Source organism: Paenibacillus sp. BSR1-1 (assembly GCF_030403775.1).
Classification (GTDB): Bacteria; Bacillota; Bacilli; order Bacillales; family Cytobacillaceae; genus Neobacillus.
Genome location: NZ_JAQMWQ010000009.1, coordinates 102,847 through 122,639, shown reverse-complemented (window position 1 = coordinate 122,639; position 19,793 = coordinate 102,847). Strand labels below are relative to the sequence as shown.

Genomic DNA, 19,793 nt, shown 5'->3' with positions numbered 1-19,793 from the left:
TATTTTGGAAATCGTTTCAGCAAGTTCAAAGAGCACTTCAAAATTATTTTTGAGGTGCTCTAAACAAAATGGCTTATTAACATCACGATGCAACTTGTTCAGTCTTCTTATTAGAAACACTATAATTCTTTGTGACCATGCTTACAATGGTCATAACTATTACATTTATAGTAAGTGCTATTATCCCCACATTTATATCCTTCACCCACTGAGGAAGTAAAGGAAACAGGGTTCCTATAGTGGTTTTCGAAAGTGTAATGTATGCTACCGTAGCTTCCCCCAAGATGATTCCCGCGAATGCCCCTTGCTTCGTTACGAAATTATTCCTCATTAAGCTGAAAATCATAGCTGGAAACAACTGTGTAACCATACTAGACCCCATTAATAATAAAGCGACAATCGTACCACTTTTAAACGTAAAAAATAATGAAACAAGAGCAACGACAGGTACTAAGTACTTAGCTAAACTTACAATCTGCTTATCAGTAGCCGAAGGCACAAATACACCATATACATTTTTCGCCAGCAAGGTAGCTGCAGACATTAATAGCATCGAACCTGGAACTAAGGCTGTGAGTACTCCTGCAGCACCAATTACTCCCATTACCCATGGATCAAAAGCTAGTTTAGAGAGGCGTAATAAAGATAAATCAACCTCATCCCCCTTCAAACCGGGAATTTGAAGAATAGCGGCAAAACCGGCAAAGAACACAAAGAGTAAGATAAGTTGATATAATGGCATTATAATTGTATTCTTGCGGAACGTTTTTTCGTTTTTTCCTGAATAAATGGCGCCGAATGCATGCGGATACATATAAAAACCAAGAGAAGTTAGCAAAACTGTAGAAATAAACCATGATATGCTTAATCCCTGACTAGGCAAAGTTAAAAAACCAGACTTCGCTTGATCGATCGCTTCAAACATGGGCTGATATCCACCATAATAATGAAGCGGTAAATATATACCTAAAAATACAGTAACTCCGAGGATTAGAATATCTTTGACAACCGCTGTCCAAGCAGAACCATGGATTCCTGAGATCATCACATAAATTGTAAGAACAATGACCCCAATCCAAATTGCTACAGTAGGCGAAATCGCTCCGTAAGATGCCTCTGAAACAATACTCCCCAAACCTTTCAATTGAAGAACTAGATAGGGGATGACAGCAACTACACCCACAATTGACACAAGGACACCTAAATATGGACTATTATACTTACTAACGAAAAAGTCCGATTGTGACATTAGTTTCTTTTCTTTTGCATATCGCCAAATAGCAGGAACATACCAATACGACATAATCAATGCCAATGTACCATATATTAAAATATAAAAAGTAGGGCCGCCTTTGCCATATGCCCAACCGCTTCCTCCTAAAAAGGTAAAAGTGGAATACGTTTCACCTGCCATTAACAAAAAGATAAAAACCGTGCCAAAACCACGGCCTCCAACTGTCCACTGTTCAAGGTTCATATCTTTACCTTTACGCGCTCGAATACCAATGGTAAGTGCAAAAATTATAGATGCAATGATAATAAGAAGTGCTGCATTCATTATTCATTTTCCCTCCTATTTTTAGGATCTAGGTTAAATATAATCGCCATAAGTCCTGATGTAATAACTACCCATAATACAATCCAAAAAAGAATAAAGGGCATACCCAAAATATATGGGTTAACTTTATTCACAAAAGGAATTCCTCCGAGAAATCCAATAAAAGGAATTATTGCTAAAATAAAAATTAACTTCAAAATTATTCCTCCTCCTATTTTCTTGAAATTAGTGATAACGGTCTAATCATGGGAAGGATAGATATGATTAGTACAGAAAAAAAGTTATCACCTCTAACGAAACTTCAAAACTACACCCCTTGATTTCGTACGTAATTAACCATGTTGTTAAAAAGCCATAATCTAATAAAATAGCTTTCTCTCATACATTGCTAAATCTTGTTAAGCAGCTCTTTAATATTTAAGTCCATTTGCCGGATAAATATCCAAAGATATACAAACATAGGTAGTACCTTTCTTTAAAAGATTATTAAATGCACTTTATCAAAATAATTTTTCTACCATTGAAAGACTTAATAATAAGCAAGGAGTGCTAGTTTTTTTCTAATTATAAAAAATATTACGATAATTTACTTTAAAAATATTTATGTATATTTAAATTATCTTTACTATGTTGAGCTAGTATTTGAGTTTGGGAAAAATGGTGAAAATTAATTGAGACAAGCCGCCGCAGTCCGTTTTTATTTTGAAAAAATCCTTTTAAACATTGTGTAATGTGACAATAAAGTTATTTAATTTTAAAACTCCAAATACTTATAACCCCGTTCTGAGTTAGGACGGGGTTATAAGTATTTGGAGTTTAATTTTTGATGTAAAAAACTTTACTGTACTTAAAAATTTACAAAACGACTTCCTGGTTCAATCGGCAGTGGTGCCATTTATCCTTCCGGGGTATCGTTGATTTAATTAAACAGTTACATGTACTTTCCTGAACCGATCCCAAGGTTTCATCTGCCAGCGTCTTAAAGCGAAGCAGCCCCTTAGCCACTCATCTGCACCCGTGGCCAGCCAAATTCCTAAAAGGCCCAGTCCATAATGAACTCCTAGTATATAACTTAGGGAGACTGCTATTCCCCACATGGAAATGGTTCCAATTATCACTGGAAAACGAACATCGCCAGCGGATTTAAGTGAGTTCATTAAAACGATATTCATCGCCCGGCCAGGTTCGACAAACACGATCGCCCATAGCACAGGGAGACCGATGGCAATAATACTTGGATCATTTGTAAAAGATTTTAAAATCGGCGAGCCAATCAATGCTATGATCAATGAAGTAACAGTTGAGGCAGCCATTGCAATTTTTAACGTACGTATACCGCGGCGAAGGGCCTTGTCAAACTGTTTTCCGCCGATGTAACGTGCAACTAGAAGTTGTGTACCTTGAGCAATTGCGAGCGTAAATAAAAAGCAAACCATATTAATATTTAAAATATAGACTCTCGCTGCAAGGGAGGCTGTTCCCATTGAAACAACAAAGCTGGTTATTGCCAGCTGCGATAATTGGTAGGAAAGATTTTCACCAGCCGACGGAATGCCAATAGAAAGCAGCGCTTTAATATCCTCTTTTTTAGCTTTGAAAATATCGCTTATTTCCAGCTTAAGTGAAAGCCGATTGTAGACAAGGTAGATCAGGGCAGCGACTGCGTAGGCACGGGCTACCACCATTGCCCATGAAACACCCGTTACACCTGTAACCGGAATTCCGAATAACCCAGAAAGAGCAATGATATTCCCGGCAATACTGATTAAGTCCATTACTACTGTTACAACCATTGATTCTTTGGTGTACCCATGGCTGCGAAGTACGGCGCTTAAAGCAAGTGAGATAGATTCGAAAAAGAGGGAGATTCCGCAAATTTGAACAAACGTCAGACCGTAGCTATACACTTTGCCGTGGATTTCAAATAAACTTAATAGGTGTCCGCCAAAGAAAAAAATGATAATCGCTATTGTAATGCCAAACCAAAAGTTTAGCCCAAAAACGGAGCGGGATAACTGACGTGCGTTCTTCAGACGGCCTGCACCGAGGTTTTGGCTGATTAGAACAGTGGCGCCAATCGATGTAACCGTAAAAACTAAAATAAATATGTTCAAAAGCTGGTTTGCTACCCCTACACCAGCGGCAGCATTGTCCGAATAATGACTTAACATTAATGTTGCGATAATTCCCATGCCCATATGGAGAGCCAGCTCAATGAACAATGGCCAAGAAATACTAAAAAGGGACTGTTCTTGAAATTTGTTGTTGAGTTCCTTCAAAGATGTTGCTCCTTTTTCCAATTAAATTATTAAAATATAAATTTCATTTTACACCCATTTGGATTCACTAATAAAGAAAGAATTTTTTATTTGACCCGGTTAAACTTAGTTGTTGATTTGCGCTCCAGGCGCGAGCGGTTCGCGGGCGTGCCGGGGAGCCTCCTCGGCGCTTGGCGCATGGGGGTCTCCCCTGTCCCGTACTCCCGCAGGAGTCTTCGCGCCTTCCGCTCCAATCAAAAGTGTTAAAAAGCAACAATGTCATTTAACACCGTCTTTTATTTAAATGCTTCTATGCTAATATGTTGAAATTTAGATACTTGAAACAATCCCCCGTCTGTCAGCTTTAATTCCGGAATCACGGGGAGAGCGAGGAAGGATAGGGTTAGAAATGGATTAAAGTGCTGGTGCGCTCCTAACTCTGTTAAAGCATTATTGGTTTCCCTTAATTTTGAATTTACATCCAGATAGGAGCCTTCGGACATCAGGCCGGCAATTGGAAGCTGTAATTTGGATAAAACTTTTCCTTCTTTGATGACAACAAGACCTCCCTGCATTTCCTTTATTACTTCAGCCGCGATGAGCATATCCTGATCGTTTGTTCCGGCAATAATGAGATTATGAGAGTCATGGGCAATTGTGGTTGCGATGGCTCCTGCTTTTAATCCCAAGCCTTTCACGATCCCAAGCCCGATGTTCTTGGTCATATGGTGCCGTTCAATGACAGCCAGCTTTAATTGGTCATTCTTTATTGATGGTTGAAAAAGGCCAGCATCGTCCAGGTCGACTACCTCAATTAGATGCTTTGTAATCAGGCTATTGGGGATAATTCCAATAATATTAGCCTTTTTCATTTTTAAAGGAATTTGGAAATGGTCTTCTGTTAATTCCTGAAAGTTAACGGTACATTTAAGTAATTCTGGTGGATCATTATTTGTAGTTTCTGGAAAATTAATCAATTTGCCATCTTTAACAACGGCTATTCCACTTTTAAAAACCTGGGTGATTTTGACGCTTTCCAGGTCGTCCATGATTAAAAAGTCTGCTTTATATCCGGGGGCGATGGCGCCTCTTTCTTCAAGAGCGAAGCATTCGGCTGCATTTATGGTAGCCATTTGGATTGATGTAATGGAATCGATGCCCGATGAAATCGCCAGTCTGACATTATGATCAATGCTTCCTTCATCCAATAGGTCGTCTAAATGCTTATCATCGGTGACGAATAAGCAGCGCCTGGAATTCCGTCCAGTTACGACGCCGATGAGCTGCCCAAGATCCTTGGCAACCGTCCCTTCCCGAATCATCAAATACATTCCTTTTCTTAACCGTTCTTTCGCTTCTTCTAGCGTAGTGCATTCATGGTCTGTGCGGATGCCTGATGCCATATAGATATTCAAGTCCTTTGGGGTTAGTCCTGCAGCATGGCCATCAATTTTTTTTCCATTATTTTTCGTATCTATTAATTTATCCATCATGGAATTTTCTGCGTTAAGGACAGCGGGGTAATTCATTACCTCCGCCAAGCCTAGGACTCTAGGATGCTGATAAAATGGTTTGAGGTCTTCCATTAGAAGAATCGCTCCGGCATGTTCAAAATTAGTCGCCGGAACGCAGGATGGCAGCATAATGAAAAAATCAAACGGGATCTGATCTGTAGAGTCTAGTATGTATTGAATGCCGTCCACACCCGAGACATTGGCGATTTCATGCGGGTCTGCGATGACAGCTGTTACGCCATGAAGGAGGAGAACTTTGGCAAATTCCTTTGGTGTCAACATAGAGGACTCGATATGAACATGCCCATCAATGAAGGAGGGGCAGATATAACTTCCGTTTGCATCAATAGTTGTAATTCCTGTATAATCACCAATTCCGGCAAAATAGCCGTCCACGATGGCAATGTCTCCATACATGATTTCCCCGTTAAAAACATCGACGATTTTTCCGTTTTTAATGACCGTATCTGCTGGCTGTCTTCCAGATGCGACTGCAATTCTTTTGGTTAGCATCTTTTTATCCATATAGCAACATCCTTTTCAATAAAATGGATAGCAAGGGGTAATGATTGACCTTAGTTAATCATACGCGGTTAATACAAGTGAAAGACTCAAAAAAACCTGCCAGCTTATTGAAATTGTCATTGCTTGCAGGTTTTTTATAAGAATATATTTAATTTCGTCAGCGTCCCCATTGCATCGCCACGGTTAAGGTGCAGCAGCTAGCCGGCTGGTTTTGTTTTGTTTGAGTTGTTAGGATAAAGTTTATTCCAGTTGGCGTATATTTGGCTGCGACCGGGACCTTAAGTCCAATTGATTTTAGTAAACGATCGACTTCAACATTTTTTCCTTGCTGGGCAGCACTCATCATTTTATAGGCAAAACCTGCGTCACCTAATCGATCTAATAAAATACTTCCTTGTTCCATTAATAGACGAAACGAATGAACAGATTGTGAAAATATTTTTATATCCACTGGAGGATAGCTTCGAGGTATTTGAGGGTACATGGCATATACCGGGTAGACAGGCATTGGCGGATAAATCTGGAAGTGAAAAGGGTTATGGTACATCGTAACTCTCCTTCCCTTGATAAAAACAAAAGGCAATATACGGTATGTATTTTATGTGACATTGGTTCCTGATATATCAAAATGAACGAAAAAGCGTTTGGGATTCTTTGATCCCAAACGCTTTTTTCGTTATCGAATATGAATGCTGCCGCTGGATACATCAAGGTCAATTTTATATTTCCCAGACCCATGCGTTCCTTTGATGCTTTTATTGTTGAGATCCTTCGAAGTTAATGGAAGGTCACAGGAGATATTTCCACTGCTTACATCCCCGTTAAGTGTGAAATCAGAGTTATTTGGTAAATCGAGGCCAACTTCCCCTGAGCTAAGATCGAGTTTAATCGAATCGACTAATTTATCGATTTGAATATTCAGCTCCCCAGAGGCTACATCCGCCTCGACCGCACCTGTATAATGGGTAATGTCGAGATTACCAGAGGATAGATCAAAGGAGCCTGTTTTCGTTTTAAGGGAATCGATATCCACATTTCCGGATGAAACATCTTGCTTAAATTTGTTCACATTCAGATTCTTGAGATTCATGTTCCCGGAACCAATATCCACGATTAACTCATTCAAATTCATTGGCTTGCTTTTTGTGGATCCGGAAAAATTTACATTGCCGGAGCCTAAATCAATTTGCATGTTTTGGTTATAGTCTTCAGGAATGTAGATTTTCAGCTTCTTTTTTTCAGAAAATGGTCCCCAGTTGAGCCAATCAAACCACTTGCTTTTAAGCGAAATTTCTACATCGGCTCCGTTCTCACGAATATTTAACTTTTGTTTTCCAGTATACACAGCTTTTAAATCATCTCGGTCCTCTGGAATAATGATCGTACTAACGCTCGACACATCTACCTTAATCACCTTGGTATCTGCTGAAACGGCCGCATTACCGTCTTGTTTACTCGCACTTAAAGCGCTGAATTGCCAAGAATGATTAAAGATAATATATAAACCAGTAATGACGACTAAAAGAAATAAAATTCTTTTCATTTTTTTCCATCCCCTTTTTCAAACATCTTCTATACCTATGATAAGAAATCCTTCGTTTTCTCCCAATGTACCGGAGAATTATTTTCTTCTAAGACCTGAGACGGAAAAGGGGGTGGCTTGAATTTTTTTCGATTCACGAAATATCTGCGTCCAATTTTTAAAAATTATGGTATTCTTTTAGTGGAGGTGTTTTCATTTGACGATAAAAAAAATATCGCCCAAAGAGCTGCATGAAAGCTTAAAGGATAATGAAAAAGTCCTTTTGCTGGATGTACGGGCGGAAGAGAAATATAACGAATTTCATATAGAGGAACCACAAATTCAAAGTGTTAATATTCCTAAGACGGATATTTTTGCAATGGAAGACACACAAGAGAATCTTCATACATCCTTACCAAAAGACCGGAAGATTGTTGTCACCTGTACAACTGGTAACTCAGCCGCAAAATGTGCGAATATCTTAGACGGCCGAGGATTTAAGGTCATTGTTTTAGAGGGCGGCCTAACGGCTTGGAAGGAATATATGAAATCTCTAAACGATTGATATGGAGAGACTCTAAATGCTGCAGAAATTAAATAAACAACTAGAAAAGGTTATGCCATTCATTACTCCTACGGGTGTTGTGACTGGAGTATTGCTTAGTACTTATTTGAAGGATTATTCCTTTTTGATTCCTTGGATTTTCGCCTTTATGACGTTTGCCGGTAGTTTAAGTTCTAACTTCAAATCGTTAAAAGAGGTTATCACCCATCCATTTCCGATTTTTATAGCCATGCTTGCCCTTCATGTTTTGATGCCAATATGGGCATGGGGAGTCGGTCATATCGCCTTCCGGGGGGATGTTTACACAATTACCGGTCTCATTTTAGGAATGATAATCCCAACAGGTGTAACAAGCTTCATATGGGTTTCAATTTACAAAGGAAACATTCCGCTCGTTTTATCGATTATATTAATAGATACATTGTTATCACCGTTTTTAGTTCCGTACTCCTTGTCCTTATTTGTGGGTCAGAAAATTGATATGGATTTCATCAGTATCATGAAAGGGCTATTCGGAATGATCGTTCTTCCCTCCTTAATTGGAATGTTTTTAAACCAGATGACAAAAGGGAAAATACAAGATCAATTGGGCTCCAAACTCGCTCCTTTTTCAAAGCTCATGATTGGAATTGTCGTGATGCTAAATGGGGCTGTTGTCGCGCCGTATTTGAAACATATTAATCTAAAACTTATCAGTATTATTTTTGTCGTCTTTTTTATCGCCCTATCTGGTTATCTATTATCCTTTCTGATTGGGCGCTTGCTGAAGCAGGACCGCGATACGGTTATTACTCTGACCTTCACTGGAGGGATGCGAAACATCAGCGCCGGGGCTGTAATCGCTGTTTCCTTTTTTCCAGCAGCAGTCGCGGTGCCTGTAGTCGTCGGCATGCTTTTCCAACAAATACTGGCTTCCCTAAATGGACATTTTCTTGACCGCTTTTATCAAGAAAAAGTGGATAAGCAGGAATCAGTTGCCTTATAAAGGCTCTTTTCGTAAGCTTTGTTGTTTTTGGGATCTAATTAAGGGTCATTTACAGAGTTTCTAGGCAATTTTCGCAAATGTTCTTACGAAAAGATGCCACGAAGGATCTAGTTATACGGGTTGATGAACTTATACGTAAAAACAACAATCTTTGCGAAAATAGCCATAATAAAAATGGAGAAATCCCCTTACAAATTTTGTGAGGGGATTTCTCTATTTTTATCTTGAGGAAAATCAAACATAACCAACCCATCTTTCTACTATATATTAATTAAACCATCTTTCGGGTCGTTGAATGGACGATTGCATGCTTAACAGAAAAGGAGGTTAACCGTATCGGAAATCTAACGATTGAAAAGATAAACCAAATGAACAAGGATATTTTCGTGGAAACTTTAGGCTGGATATTTGAGCATTCACCCTGGGTGGCGCAGAGGGCTTGGGAGAGGCGGCCATTTCAATCACGTAATCATCTCTTCCAAACGATGCTGACGATTGTGCAAAACGCCAATGAATCCCTGCAATTGACTCTCCTTCGTGCTCATCCTGATTTAGGAACAAGGTTAAAAATGTCGGATGTATCCCAGAAAGAGCAGACGCGAGTTGGATTAGATAAACTATCAAAGGATGAATATGAAGAGTTTGCTGCACTTAACCAGAGATATGTAACGAAATTTGGTTTTCCTTTTATCATGGCAGTGAAGGGACAAAACAAGGATACCATTCTTTCTGCCATGAAAGAACGGGTGGATTATAGCTTTGAGGCAGAATGTGTTACTGCATTGAATGAGGTGTATAAAATCGCAGGATTCCGTTTGAACGATATGATTGAATAAGGGGATGAGATAGATGCAGAGAACGATGTGCTATGGAAAAGAAGCCGTTTGGGTTTATCGGACATACGCTAAACCGCTTACTGAGATTCGGTCGATTCCAGAATCATCCTTTACAGGACGCGGGAATATTCTTTTTGGCATGAATGTGAAAGTAGCAGTAGAAGGGGATGCCTTTTTTTCTTCCTTTAAAGATGGCGATAACACATTAGTTGTCGCAACAGATTCCATGAAGAATTTTATTCTCAAGCATGCAGGGGATTATGACGGAGCAACGCAGGAGGGCTTCTTGGACTTTGTCGCCCATCGCTTTCTTGAAAAATATCCGCAAATGACAGGCATCAAGATTTCCGGCGAGCAAATTCCTTTTGATGAACTTCCTGTCCCAACAAAGGGCGGATTTAAGCCTAGTCCTTTAGTATTTCGCTATTCCTTAAATGAACAGGCCTGTGCGCGAGTTGAAGTGGAACGCTGCGAAAACGGAATCGCCACAACAGATCATTGGAGCAGTCTGAAGGGTCTAAAGCTGATTAAGGTGAGAGGTAGCTCCTTTTTTGGCTATGTGAAGGATGAATATACAACACTGCCTGAATCCTTTGACCGTCCGCTCTTTATCTTTTTGAATATCGATTGGCGTTACAACGATATGAATGCAGCCCGGGGACTTACTCCAGAAGGATATGTTGCGGCTGAGCAAATAAGAGATATTGCCCATACGATATTTCACGAGGAAAATTCACCTTCTATCCAAAATCTTATCTATCGTATTGGCAAGAGAATACTGCAGCGTTTCCCACAATTACTGGAGGTCCGCTTTGAATCCAATAATCGGACATGGGAAACGATCTTAGACGAAATTCCAGCATCGGAAGAAGGCAAAGTATTTACTGAGCCCCGCCCGCCGTTTGGCTTTCAACGTTTTTCGATGACAAGAGATGATTTGGTAAATGCTGAGGGGCCAGAGGAATGACCGGTAAACTGACAACCCATGTCCTTGATATAAGCATTGGAAAGCCTGCTTATAGTGTCCAGGTGGAATTATGGGCAGCTGCATCTGGTTCAGATTCCCCCTTTGAATGCTTAAAAATCAGCAGCACGAACGAGGATGGCAGGTTAAACCAGCCGCTCCTAGAGGGTGAGTTTATGAAAAAAGGAATTTATGAAATTCGGTTCCATGTTGGAGATTACTTTCGAAATCGCGGTGCTTCAATTGGTGATCCTTCGTTTTTGGATTGTGTTCCTATTCGCTTTGGTATTTCTGATCCTGCATCCCACTATCATGTGCCATTGTTGATATCACCAGGTGGTTACAGCACCTATAGAGGGAGTTAGGGAGGTTTATATGACGAAAGAGCTATGGGTGAAAAATGGCCTTGTTTTTACTGAGGAAGGCTTCCGTGAGGTAAATATCAAAATCATGGATGGAAAAATTGACTCCCTAGAAAAAGCTGAACCAATTGGAGAGTGTATTGATGCGGCCGGGTGTCTGGTTGTTCCTGGTTTTATTGATTCACATGTCCATTTTAATGATCCAGGAAGGACCGATTGGGAAGGAGTAGAAACGGGCAGCCGTGCTGCTGCTATGGGCGGAACGACCACCATTTTTGATATGCCGCTTAATTGTTCACCGTCAATCACAAGCTTGCAGAATTTGCTTGAAAAGAAAGAGTACTTAAGGGGACTTTCACATGTTGACTATGCTCTTTGGGGGGGCATGACCGAGACTAACCTCGATAAACGGTCAGATCTAGGACAAATGAGCAAGGGGATTATCGCTTGGAAGGCGTTTATGAGTGAGAGCGGGATTGACGATTTTCAGTTCGTATCACCGGATGGATTAACAAAGGGCATGCAAGCGGCGAAAGAGCAAAATAAAATTCTCGCCCTCCATGCCGAATGGGATGAGGAAATTACTAGACTTACTGCTTTTTATCAATATCGTGCCGGGATGGATGAAAGGAGAGCCTTTCTCGCAAGCAGGCCAATAGCTGCGGAAGAAAAGGCTGTTAGCTTTTGCTTAGAATTGGCGGCAAAATACGGAACAGCAATTCACATTGTTCACATCAGTTCAGCCAAAGTGGCATTTCTGATTGAGCAAGCGAAGAAGAGTGGTGTGAACGTAACGGTTGAAACATGTCCGCACTACCTCATTTTTGATGAAGAGGATTTCATACAAAAAGGTGCAATCCTTAAATGTGCACCGCCTTTAAGATCTAAGGATGACGTGGAGGGCTTATGGGACTGCATTAAGAATGGCATGATCGATACAATTGGTTCCGATCATTCGCCTTGTCTAGCTTCCATGAAATCGACTACTTCCATCTGGGAGGCGTGGGGCGGAATCCAAGGTGTTCAGTTTACTTGGCTTGCATTAATGGATGAGGCTCTGAAACGAAAGATTGACCTGAAACGTATTTTGCCCTTAGGTGCCTTTAATGTCGCCGAAAGGTTTGGAATCGCGGCTAGAAAAGGGAGGATTTGTCCGGGATTGGATGCTGATTTAGTGTTGATTCGTCTGAATGAAACCACGATAGCCGATAAAAAATCCTTTGGGTTTCGGAATCCTTTTTCCCCTTACGAAAACAGGGAATTTTCCCTCAAAATTAAGAAAACAATATTACGCGGAAAGGTTATTTATGATGATCAAAAAGGAGTCACAAAAGAAAAGTTTGGACTATGCCTCTAACTAAGGGAGAGATTGTCATGAGTCATGTTCCCGCAAATCTAGCAGATGCAATCGAATGGCTAAGTTCATTTGGAGCAGTTTCGGAAGGAGGGGTTACCCGTCTCCTTTACTCCAAAGCTTGGAAAGAGGCTCAGCAATCTCTAAAGGAATGGATGGATGAGCTCGGATTTCAAACGTATTATGATTCGATTGGAAACTTGTTTGGCAGGTTGTCTTGTGGAAATTCAATGAGCCCGACCATACTCGTTGGTTCCCACGTTGATTCGGTTACATTAGGAGGTAAATATGACGGAGCCTATGGAATCCTGGCAGGAATCCTTGCATTAAGCTATCTTAAACAGCAATTTGGAGAGCCAAAGGTGAATCTTGAAATCGTCTCATTATGTGAAGAGGAAGGGAGCCGCTTCCCGATAGCCTGCTTTGGCTCCGGCATGATGACAGGGGTTTATACCTTTCGAGATATTGAGGGTTTAAAAGATTCTGAGGGCACAAGCTTTGAGTCTGCAATGAAGGAAGCGGGCTTTGGATTTGCCAATCCGGAGTATCTGAGACGAAATGATATCGATAGATTTGTTGAATTACATATTGAACAAGGACCAACTCTAGAAAAGCTTCAAAAATCTATCGGTATCGTTCAAACCATAGTCGGGCAAAAGCGGTTTATGATTACGGTAAACGGGGAATCCAACCATGCGGGTACGACATTAATGAAATGGCGGAAAGATCCGCTGCGCAGTGCGGCAGCCATGATTGATGACTTATATAACTTGGCTGAGGGATTCGATGAGAATCTGGTCACAACAGTGGGGCAGCTTTTGGTGGAACCGAATGTGTCAAATGTGATACCGAATCAAGTGGTTTTTACAGTGGATGCCAGACATCCAACGGAAGCGGTTTTGAACTCCTATTGCGAGCAATTCTCAAGCCGTTTTATGGAAATGGCGAAGCAGAAGGGACTGAATATTGAGATAGAAAAATGGCATGAGGTTCAGCCAGTGCAAATGGACGTTAAGTTAAATGAAATGATTCAGGACATATGTACGAATCGTAATATTGGCTATCATGTGATGAATAGCGGGGCAGGGCACGATGCTCAACTATTTGCGGGAATTTGCCCAACTACCATACTGTTCGTCCCAAGTAAGGGGGGAATTAGTCATTCCCCGCTGGAATATACCTCAAACAATGAACTAGAAACAGGTCTTGATGTTTTAATCGAATTATTACATCAGTTAGCTTATTAGCAGTAAGGAGAGTGCTATTATGAATAAAGACAAAGAAAGAATTGTAAAGTGGGTTGAAGAGCAAGAGGATGAACTGGTTCATTTTTTAAAAAAATTAGTGCAAACTCCTTCGGATAATCCTATTGGAGACTGTTATCCAATTGCTTCTCTCCTCCATCAGCAGCTATGCAAACTTGGATTTGACGATGTCTCTTTGTTAAAGGTAGACGATGATGAGGTAAAAGCGAATGGGATGATTAGTCTGGCCAATGTCGTTGCCAAATCCGGATTTGGCAGTGGGAATGGTACTAATATTGTATTAAATGCACATGGCGATGTGGTGCCGCCAGGATTAGGCTGGAGTGTAGATCCGTATGGAGCAGAGATTATTGAGGGGAAAATGTATGGTCGGGGAGTGGCCGTTTCTAAATCTGATATTGCTGCGTATACGTTCGCAGTCCAAGCCTTAAAACAGGCTGGTGTCAAGCAGCCATTAACCGGGCAAGTAGACTTGGCATTTACATTTGATGAAGAAACAGGCGGAGAAATAGGGCCTAAATGGCTGTTGGAACAAGCGGTTATCAAGCCTGATTTAGCGATTGCCGCTGGGTTTACCTACTCTGCTGTAAATGCCCACAATGGCTGCTTACATTTTGAAATCAAGACAACAGGAAAATCCGCCCATGCTGCCCTTCCTCATACAGGCATTGATGCCATCGAAGCAACTTCTCAAATCTTGAACGCTCTATACGAATATCGTAAGACACTCACAGTGAAAAAATCCTCTGTACCGGGTATTGATCATCCAACATTGGTTGTGGGACTCATAACAGGGGGGATTAACACCAATGTGGTGCCTGATGAGTGCAAGATTAGAATTGACCGAAGGCTGATACCAGGAGAGGACGCAATACAGGCTGAAGGTGAGCTTTGTGAAATTGTGAATCAGGCAGTTGCCCATATCGAAGGTTTAAAAGTAGAAATACGGAAAATCCTTCATGCTGAAAGCTTCGGGCCGGTTTCGGAAGATTCTCCATTAATCGAAGCCTTGAATGAGAATTGGAATTTGCTGATGAAGGGAAAAGGGGAGTTATCTATCAACGGGGTTCCGATTTATGCTGATGCCCGGCATTTTTATACGAAGGGTATCCCTACCATTATGTTTGGTGTCGGACCAAAATTGCTAGAAGAAGCCAATGGACACCGGGCAGACGAAAATATTCGTTTAGAAGATTTGCTGGATGCCACTAAAATTATTGCTTGTACACTATATGATTTATTGTCGGTATCTTCTTAACGAGAATCAATAATGTGAAAAGACATGTAAGCCAGCGCCTATTTTTAAGGAAGCTGGCTTATTATTTTTCTTTTTACAATGTGGTAAAATTTAAAAAAAGGCTACTGTAGAAAAAATTGCCGTGACGGTCGATAAGAGCGGTTCATAAAGCCCGTCATACCCGAAAAAATGAGGTGACGGTCGATAAGAGCGGTTCATAAAGCCCGTCATACCCGAAAAAATGAGGTGACAGTCGATAAGAGCGGTTCATAAAGCCCGTCATACCCGAAAAAATGAGGTGACGGTCGATAAGAACGGTTCATAAAGCCCGTCATACCCGAAAAAATGAGGTGACGGTCGATAAGAGCGGTTTATAAAGCCCGTCATACCCGAAAAAATGCCGCTACGGTCGATAAGAGTGATTCATAAAGCCCGTCATACCCGAAAAATTGAGGTGACGGTCAATAAGAGCGGGGAAATATTTTCTATTACTACATTCGATTTAATCAACAAACATAATTAACCTTAAAAAGGAGCCTTCCAACTATGAACATAATTGACCTGCATTGCGATGCCTTATTGAAACTCCAAGAGGGCCAAGGTACATTGCGTTTTGCGGATGCACCTGAATTAGAAACAAACAAAACCCGGTTACAAAAAGGAAAAATAAAGGTTCAATGCTTTGCAATCTTTATCGACCCTGATATCCCATCTAATCAGAAATTCCAAGTAGCACTTGAACAAATCGATTATTTTTATCAGGAAGTTCTGGGGAAAAACCCTGATATGATACATATTAAAGATTGGTCTGATTTTGATAGTTTAAAAATTGGCCAGATTGGAGCGATGCTAACGCTTGAGGGCGTGGATGCGATTGGCAATGATTTAATGAAGCTCCGTATTCTTTATCAGCTTGGTGTTCGTTCGGTGGGTTTGACTTGGAATAATGCCAATCTTGCTGCAGATGGTGCTGGTGAACCGCGCGGCGGCGGATTGACATTGTTAGGAAAAGATATTGTTGATTTAAATAATGATCATCAGGTGCTCACGGATGTATCCCATTTAAGTGATAGAGCTTTTTGGGATGTGATGGAAATTGTCCAATACCCGATTGCAAGCCATTCCAATTCGAGAACGCTTTGCCATCATCTCCGTAATCTAACAGACGAACAGGCAGAGGCCATGTTCCATAAAGGCGGTTTGATTCACGTCGTTTACAATCCACCATTTATAAAAGAAAGTGGTGAAGCAACCATCGCGGATCTGATTAAACACATCGATCATTTCTGTTCATTGGGCGGAATAGAGCAAATTGGGTTAGGTTCTGACTTCGACGGGATCTCGACCTTTATCACTAATTTAGAAGATGCCTCTAAAACTCAAAATCTCATAAATGAATTGTTAAAGCATTACAAAGAGGAACAAGTAAGAGGATTTGCTTATCAAAACTTTCTTGACCATAGACCGGGATTCTCAAAATGAAGGTTAGGGAAAAAGGAATCACCATTGGTAAGTTGCCTGCAGGAGTAAAAAACTGTATCACGGATGTAGAAGGGGTAACGGTTGGGCATGTGACAATGAACTTCCCTCTGGATGCGGCTGGTGACGAATATGTATGTACAGGAGTAACAGCCATCCTCCCTCACAAAGGCAATCTGTTTAAAGAAAAAGTGACAGCTGCAAGCTATGTCATTAACGGATTCGGAAAAACGACAGGCCTTGTACAGGTAAATGAATTGGGCGTCCTTGAAGCGCCGATCATGTTGACGAATACCTTTGCAGTTCCTGCTGTGACTCAAGGAACACTCGAGTATATGCTTGCTAGGAATCCGGAAATCGGTGATACCACTGGGACGGTCAATATTGTAGTGGGAGAATGTAATGACAGCTATTTAAATTCGATTCGCTTGTTTCCTGTAAAACCTGAGCATGCCATCGATGCCATCCAGAACGCATCTGAACACCGAGCTGAGGAAGGAGCGGTTGGTGCCGGCAAAGGAATGATTTGCTTTGGCTGCAAAGGCGGTATCGGCTCTTCTTCTAGAATGGTTGAGGAGTATACAATGGGCTGCCTTGTCCTTACTAATTTTGGGAAAAAGGAAGAACTTTTGAGGTTTCGAAATTCTGAAAGATCTGCATTGTCAGAGACCTCAGATGGTTCGATCATCATTGTGCTGGCAACAGACGCACCGTTTAGTGACCGGCAATTACAGCGTGTTGCTAAAAGATGCGGAATTGGCCTAGGCCGAACGGGCAGTCATTTTAGCCACGGAAGCGGGGATATCGTCATTGCCTTTTCAACGGCTCATAAAATAGCGCATTTTTCGGATGAGGTGACGGAAATTCGTAAACAGCTTCGTGAAGACCATCCTATCATGAACCAGCTATTTGCAGCAGCTGCTGAAGCGGTGGAAGAGGCAATCTTCAATTCTCTATCACAGGCAGATACGACTAAAGGAAGAGCCGGACGAATCGTCCACCATATTGACTTACTAAAAGAGGAGTAAATAACGTGTACCTTACCATAAAAGAAACAGCAGAATATTTATCGATACCGGAGCAGACTGTCAAAAGTCTAATCCAGCAAAAGAAAATCCGTGCCCTCTTTGACGGCAGCGAATATTTAATTTATAAAGAACAATTCAGCACTCATTTAAAACAAATGGAAAAATACAAACAACTCGTAGAAGAAATATTAAGCGAACCCATTCCAGAAGATTTAGATGTAAAGGATGAGGACTAGTGAGGGAAATTTTTTTAAAAAGAATTTATGAACCTTTTGATGAGATGGATGGCAGCCGCATTCTGATTGACCGGGTGTGGCCGCGGGGAATGTCGAAGGAAGCAGCGAAGTTAACCCACTGGTTTAAGGATATTTCCCCAAGCCCTGAGCTTCGGAAATGGTTTTGTCATAAACCTGAGCTATTTGATGAATTTCGCAGTAAATATATTGACGAACTCCGGACTGACGAAAAGAAGCTTCAACTGATCGAGCAAATTATCGATGCCTCCGCTAATAATAAAGTAACTTTACTTTATGGAGCAAAGGATCCAGTGTACAATCATGCTCGCGTGCTGCAGGAAGAGATTAATAAAAAAATACAGATAGGAAATGGATATGTTGAATAAAAAGATTGCATTATCCTGGAGCGGCGGGAAGGATGGATGCATGGCTTTGCACCGCTTAGTGGAGCAGGGTTATGAGGTTGCATGCTTACTTACGACCGTTCCAGTCGAAATCGGAAGAACTTTTGGTCATGGAGAGAAAACCGAAATGATCAAGCTTCAAGGAAACTCGTTAAATATACCCGTACATTTTATCGCATGTTCCTTCGATCATTATACAGAAGACTTTATTAAAACACTTATACAATTAAAAGATCATTATGATCTTAGCGGTATTGCATTTGGAGATTTATATTTTGACCCTCACCGTGAGTGGGGAGAAAAAGTTGCGGAGGCCGCCGATGTTAATGCGATCTATCCCCTATGGATGAAGCAGGAAGAGGCCTCGCAGGCCCTTGAAGAATTTGTTCGAACTGGCTATGAAGCTGTGGTTATTCGAGTAAGAGAAGATATTTTAGATGAGTCGTGGCTTGGCAGAAAAATAAATTCTTCATTTGTTAAGGATATTCTGGTTACTAAAAGTTGTCCGATGGGCGAAGCTGGTGAATACCACAGCTTTGTTTATGATGGCCCATTATTTTCAAAAAGAATTCAGCTGGAAAAAGGAAAAATTATTACCCTTGAAACTACTAAGAAATTAGAATTTGAGTATTTTTGTCTAACGGACCATGACTGATAAATATTAATAGCTAAGAAATTTTATTGTATTCTTTATACCACTCGACAAACTTTCTGATTCCCTCTTTAACAGAAGTTACAGGTTTATAGTTAATATCCTTTACTAAGTCATCAATATCAGCATATGTTTCTTGGACATCGCCTGGCTGAAATGGTAATAATCTCATATCGGCATTCTTTCCGAGGTGTTCTTCGAGCACCTGGATAAAGTCATTAAGGTTTACTGGATGATGGTTACCAATGTTATAAATTTTATAATAAGAATTAGATTTGTCAGGCGGTCCTTTTTTTATAAGTCGATATATGGATTCTATTACATCATCAATATAGGTAAAGTCTCTTTTCATATTTCCATAGTTATAAACTTCGATAGGTTCTTGATTCATGATGGCATTCGAAAATGTATAGTATGCCATATCCGGTCTGCCCCAAGGTCCGTAAACTGTAAAGAAGCGAAGCCCAGTTACAGGGAGTTGATATAATTGGCTGTATGAATAGGCCAATACCTCATTAGCTTTTTTTGTAGCACCATATAAGCTAACCGGGTTATCAACACGATCATTTACAGAAAACGGTATTTTTTTATTGTTTCCGTAAACAGAACTTGATGATGCATAAATTAGATGTTTGATTTGATATTTTTTACAGCAGTCTAGTATATTTGCAAATCCAACAAGGTTGGATTGGATATACACGTGGGGATTTTTCAAACTGTATCTAACTCCTGCTTGAGCTGCCAGGTTAACAACAATGTCAATGTTATATTGGTCAAAGATACTTTCTAATAACTCAAGGTTTTCGATGGAACCTTTAATAAATGAAAAATTTGGATAGTTTGCTAGAATGCTTAATCTATCATATTTTAAAGTAGTGTCATAATAATTATTTATATTATCAATACCAAGCACATGGAAACCTTCATCTAACAAACGCTTAGAAAGATGGAAACCAATGAAGCCTGCACAACCAGTGACAAATACGCCTCCAGTTAATTTTTGCACGTTTATTCCTCCTATTTTATTTAACCAAATGCTGCTGGGATAA

20 protein-coding genes are annotated in these 19,793 nt (G+C 40.6%); 13 read left to right on the top strand and 7 right to left on the bottom strand.

Annotated elements, in window-relative coordinates:
- Positions 1 to 82: 82 nt before the first annotated feature.
- The 6 genes from PH210_RS15050 to liaG form a co-directional block, all read right to left on the bottom strand.
- Positions 83 to 1,558 (bottom strand): sodium:solute symporter family protein, encoded by a 1,476-nt coding sequence (locus tag PH210_RS15050; protein WP_289986605.1) that lies wholly within the window; start codon positions 1,556 to 1,558, stop codon positions 83 to 85.
- Positions 1,558 to 1,755 (bottom strand): DUF3311 domain-containing protein, encoded by a 198-nt coding sequence (locus PH210_RS15045; RefSeq protein WP_289986603.1) that lies wholly within the window; start codon positions 1,753 to 1,755, stop codon positions 1,558 to 1,560. The genes PH210_RS15050 and PH210_RS15045 overlap by 1 nt, the downstream gene beginning before the upstream one ends.
- A gap of 726 nt (positions 1,756 to 2,481) precedes the next feature.
- Positions 2,482 to 3,837 (bottom strand): MATE family efflux transporter, encoded by a 1,356-nt coding sequence (locus tag PH210_RS15040; RefSeq protein WP_289986602.1) that lies wholly within the window; start codon positions 3,835 to 3,837, stop codon positions 2,482 to 2,484.
- 275 nt (positions 3,838 to 4,112) lie between these two features.
- Entirely contained in the window at positions 4,113 to 5,855 is a 1,743-nt protein-coding gene (gene ade, locus PH210_RS15035; RefSeq protein WP_289986601.1) for an adenine deaminase, read from the bottom strand.
- A gap of 157 nt (positions 5,856 to 6,012) precedes the next feature.
- Positions 6,013 to 6,402, bottom strand: coding sequence for a YuzC family spore coat inner layer protein (locus tag PH210_RS15030; RefSeq protein ID WP_289986600.1), 390 nt, complete (start codon positions 6,400 to 6,402; stop codon positions 6,013 to 6,015).
- A 129-nt stretch (positions 6,403 to 6,531) separates the two neighbouring features.
- Positions 6,532 to 7,398 (bottom strand): LiaG family protein, encoded by an 867-nt coding sequence (liaG, locus tag PH210_RS15025; protein ID WP_289986598.1) that lies wholly within the window; start codon positions 7,396 to 7,398, stop codon positions 6,532 to 6,534.
- Between the two features lie 196 nt (positions 7,399 to 7,594).
- Here liaG and PH210_RS15020 point away from each other — a divergent pair, with 196 nt between their 5' ends.
- The 13 genes from PH210_RS15020 (at position 7,595) to PH210_RS14960 (ending at position 18,747) form a co-directional block, all read left to right on the top strand.
- Positions 7,595 to 7,942, top strand: coding sequence for a rhodanese-like domain-containing protein (locus PH210_RS15020; protein ID WP_289986596.1), 348 nt, complete (start codon positions 7,595 to 7,597; stop codon positions 7,940 to 7,942).
- Positions 7,943 to 7,958: 16 nt separating this feature from the next.
- Positions 7,959 to 8,927: a bile acid:sodium symporter family protein gene (locus tag PH210_RS15015; RefSeq protein WP_289986595.1), complete on the top strand. Its 969-nt coding sequence runs from the start codon at positions 7,959 to 7,961 to the stop codon at positions 8,925 to 8,927.
- Positions 8,928 to 9,295: 368 nt separating this feature from the next.
- The gene (uraD, locus tag PH210_RS15010) at positions 9,296 to 9,763 is read left to right on the top strand and encodes a 2-oxo-4-hydroxy-4-carboxy-5-ureidoimidazoline decarboxylase (protein ID WP_289986594.1); all 468 of its coding nucleotides are present in this window, start codon (positions 9,296 to 9,298) and stop codon (positions 9,761 to 9,763) included.
- Between the two features lie 13 nt (positions 9,764 to 9,776).
- The gene (gene pucL / locus PH210_RS15005; RefSeq protein ID WP_289986593.1) at positions 9,777 to 10,730 is read left to right on the top strand and encodes a factor-independent urate hydroxylase; all 954 of its coding nucleotides are present in this window, start codon (positions 9,777 to 9,779) and stop codon (positions 10,728 to 10,730) included.
- A complete protein-coding gene (gene uraH / locus PH210_RS15000) occupies positions 10,727 to 11,092 on the top strand; it encodes a hydroxyisourate hydrolase (RefSeq protein WP_289986592.1) in 366 nt (121 codons plus the stop codon). Before pucL ends, uraH begins: the two co-directional genes overlap by 4 nt.
- 10 nt (positions 11,093 to 11,102) lie before the next feature.
- Complete coding sequence (gene allB / locus PH210_RS14995) at positions 11,103 to 12,446, top strand: allantoinase AllB (RefSeq protein WP_289986591.1); 1,344 nt, start codon at positions 11,103 to 11,105, stop codon at positions 12,444 to 12,446.
- A gap of 17 nt (positions 12,447 to 12,463) precedes the next feature.
- Complete coding sequence (locus tag PH210_RS14990; RefSeq protein WP_289986589.1) at positions 12,464 to 13,690, top strand: M20 family metallo-hydrolase; 1,227 nt, start codon at positions 12,464 to 12,466, stop codon at positions 13,688 to 13,690.
- Positions 13,691 to 13,709: 19 nt separating this feature from the next.
- The gene (locus PH210_RS14985; RefSeq protein ID WP_289986585.1) at positions 13,710 to 14,966 is read left to right on the top strand and encodes an ArgE/DapE family deacylase; all 1,257 of its coding nucleotides are present in this window, start codon (positions 13,710 to 13,712) and stop codon (positions 14,964 to 14,966) included.
- A gap of 525 nt (positions 14,967 to 15,491) precedes the next feature.
- On the top strand, positions 15,492 to 16,427 hold the full coding sequence (locus tag PH210_RS14980; RefSeq protein ID WP_289986583.1) for a dipeptidase: 936 nt from the start codon (positions 15,492 to 15,494) through the stop codon (positions 16,425 to 16,427).
- Positions 16,424 to 17,452 carry a DmpA family aminopeptidase gene (locus PH210_RS14975; RefSeq protein ID WP_289986581.1) on the top strand — a complete coding sequence of 343 codons (1,029 nt, stop codon included), beginning with the start codon at positions 16,424 to 16,426 and terminating at the stop codon, positions 17,450 to 17,452. Before PH210_RS14980 ends, PH210_RS14975 begins: the two co-directional genes overlap by 4 nt.
- A 5-nt stretch (positions 17,453 to 17,457) precedes the next feature.
- Positions 17,458 to 17,688: an excisionase family DNA-binding protein gene (locus tag PH210_RS14970; protein WP_289986580.1), complete on the top strand. Its 231-nt coding sequence runs from the start codon at positions 17,458 to 17,460 to the stop codon at positions 17,686 to 17,688.
- The gene (locus PH210_RS14965; protein ID WP_289986578.1) at positions 17,688 to 18,074 is read left to right on the top strand and encodes a DUF488 domain-containing protein; all 387 of its coding nucleotides are present in this window, start codon (positions 17,688 to 17,690) and stop codon (positions 18,072 to 18,074) included. Before PH210_RS14970 ends, PH210_RS14965 begins: the two co-directional genes overlap by 1 nt.
- Positions 18,064 to 18,747, top strand: coding sequence for a Dph6-related ATP pyrophosphatase (locus tag PH210_RS14960; RefSeq protein WP_354669993.1), 684 nt, complete (start codon positions 18,064 to 18,066; stop codon positions 18,745 to 18,747). Before PH210_RS14965 ends, PH210_RS14960 begins: the two co-directional genes overlap by 11 nt.
- Before the next feature lie 13 nt (positions 18,748 to 18,760).
- Here the strand turns inward: PH210_RS14960 and PH210_RS14955 are convergent, their stop codons facing one another.
- Complete coding sequence (locus PH210_RS14955; RefSeq protein ID WP_289986572.1) at positions 18,761 to 19,750, bottom strand: NAD-dependent epimerase/dehydratase family protein; 990 nt, start codon at positions 19,748 to 19,750, stop codon at positions 18,761 to 18,763.
- Positions 19,751 to 19,793: the final 43 nt, after the last annotated feature.

What these genes read in the sequence shown, in the direction of transcription:
- uraH (WP_289986592.1), top strand. Translation starts at nt 10,727, where the DNA reads ATGACCGGTAAACTGACAACCCATGTCCTTGATATAAGCATTGGAAAG.
- allB (WP_289986591.1), top strand. Translation starts at nt 11,103, where the DNA reads ATGACGAAAGAGCTATGGGTGAAAAATGGCCTTGTTTTTACTGAGGAA.
- uraD (WP_289986594.1), top strand. Translation starts at nt 9,296, where the DNA reads ATGAACAAGGATATTTTCGTGGAAACTTTAGGCTGGATATTTGAGCAT.
- PH210_RS14985 (WP_289986585.1), top strand. Translation starts at nt 13,710, where the DNA reads ATGAATAAAGACAAAGAAAGAATTGTAAAGTGGGTTGAAGAGCAAGAG.
- PH210_RS14980 (WP_289986583.1), top strand. Translation starts at nt 15,492, where the DNA reads ATGAACATAATTGACCTGCATTGCGATGCCTTATTGAAACTCCAAGAG.
- PH210_RS15030 (WP_289986600.1), bottom strand. Translation starts at nt 6,402, where the DNA reads ATGTACCATAACCCTTTTCACTTCCAGATTTATCCGCCAATGCCTGTC.
- PH210_RS15015 (WP_289986595.1), top strand. Translation starts at nt 7,959, where the DNA reads ATGCTGCAGAAATTAAATAAACAACTAGAAAAGGTTATGCCATTCATT.
- ade (WP_289986601.1), bottom strand. Translation starts at nt 5,855, where the DNA reads ATGGATAAAAAGATGCTAACCAAAAGAATTGCAGTCGCATCTGGAAGA.
- PH210_RS15050 (WP_289986605.1), bottom strand. Translation starts at nt 1,558, where the DNA reads ATGAATGCAGCACTTCTTATTATCATTGCATCTATAATTTTTGCACTT.
- liaG (WP_289986598.1), bottom strand. Translation starts at nt 7,398, where the DNA reads ATGAAAAGAATTTTATTTCTTTTAGTCGTCATTACTGGTTTATATATT.
- PH210_RS14990 (WP_289986589.1), top strand. Translation starts at nt 12,464, where the DNA reads ATGAGTCATGTTCCCGCAAATCTAGCAGATGCAATCGAATGGCTAAGT.
- PH210_RS14960 (WP_354669993.1), top strand. Translation starts at nt 18,064, where the DNA reads ATGTTGAATAAAAAGATTGCATTATCCTGGAGCGGCGGGAAGGATGGA.
- pucL (WP_289986593.1), top strand. Translation starts at nt 9,777, where the DNA reads ATGCAGAGAACGATGTGCTATGGAAAAGAAGCCGTTTGGGTTTATCGG.
- PH210_RS14975 (WP_289986581.1), top strand. Translation starts at nt 16,424, where the DNA reads ATGAAGGTTAGGGAAAAAGGAATCACCATTGGTAAGTTGCCTGCAGGA.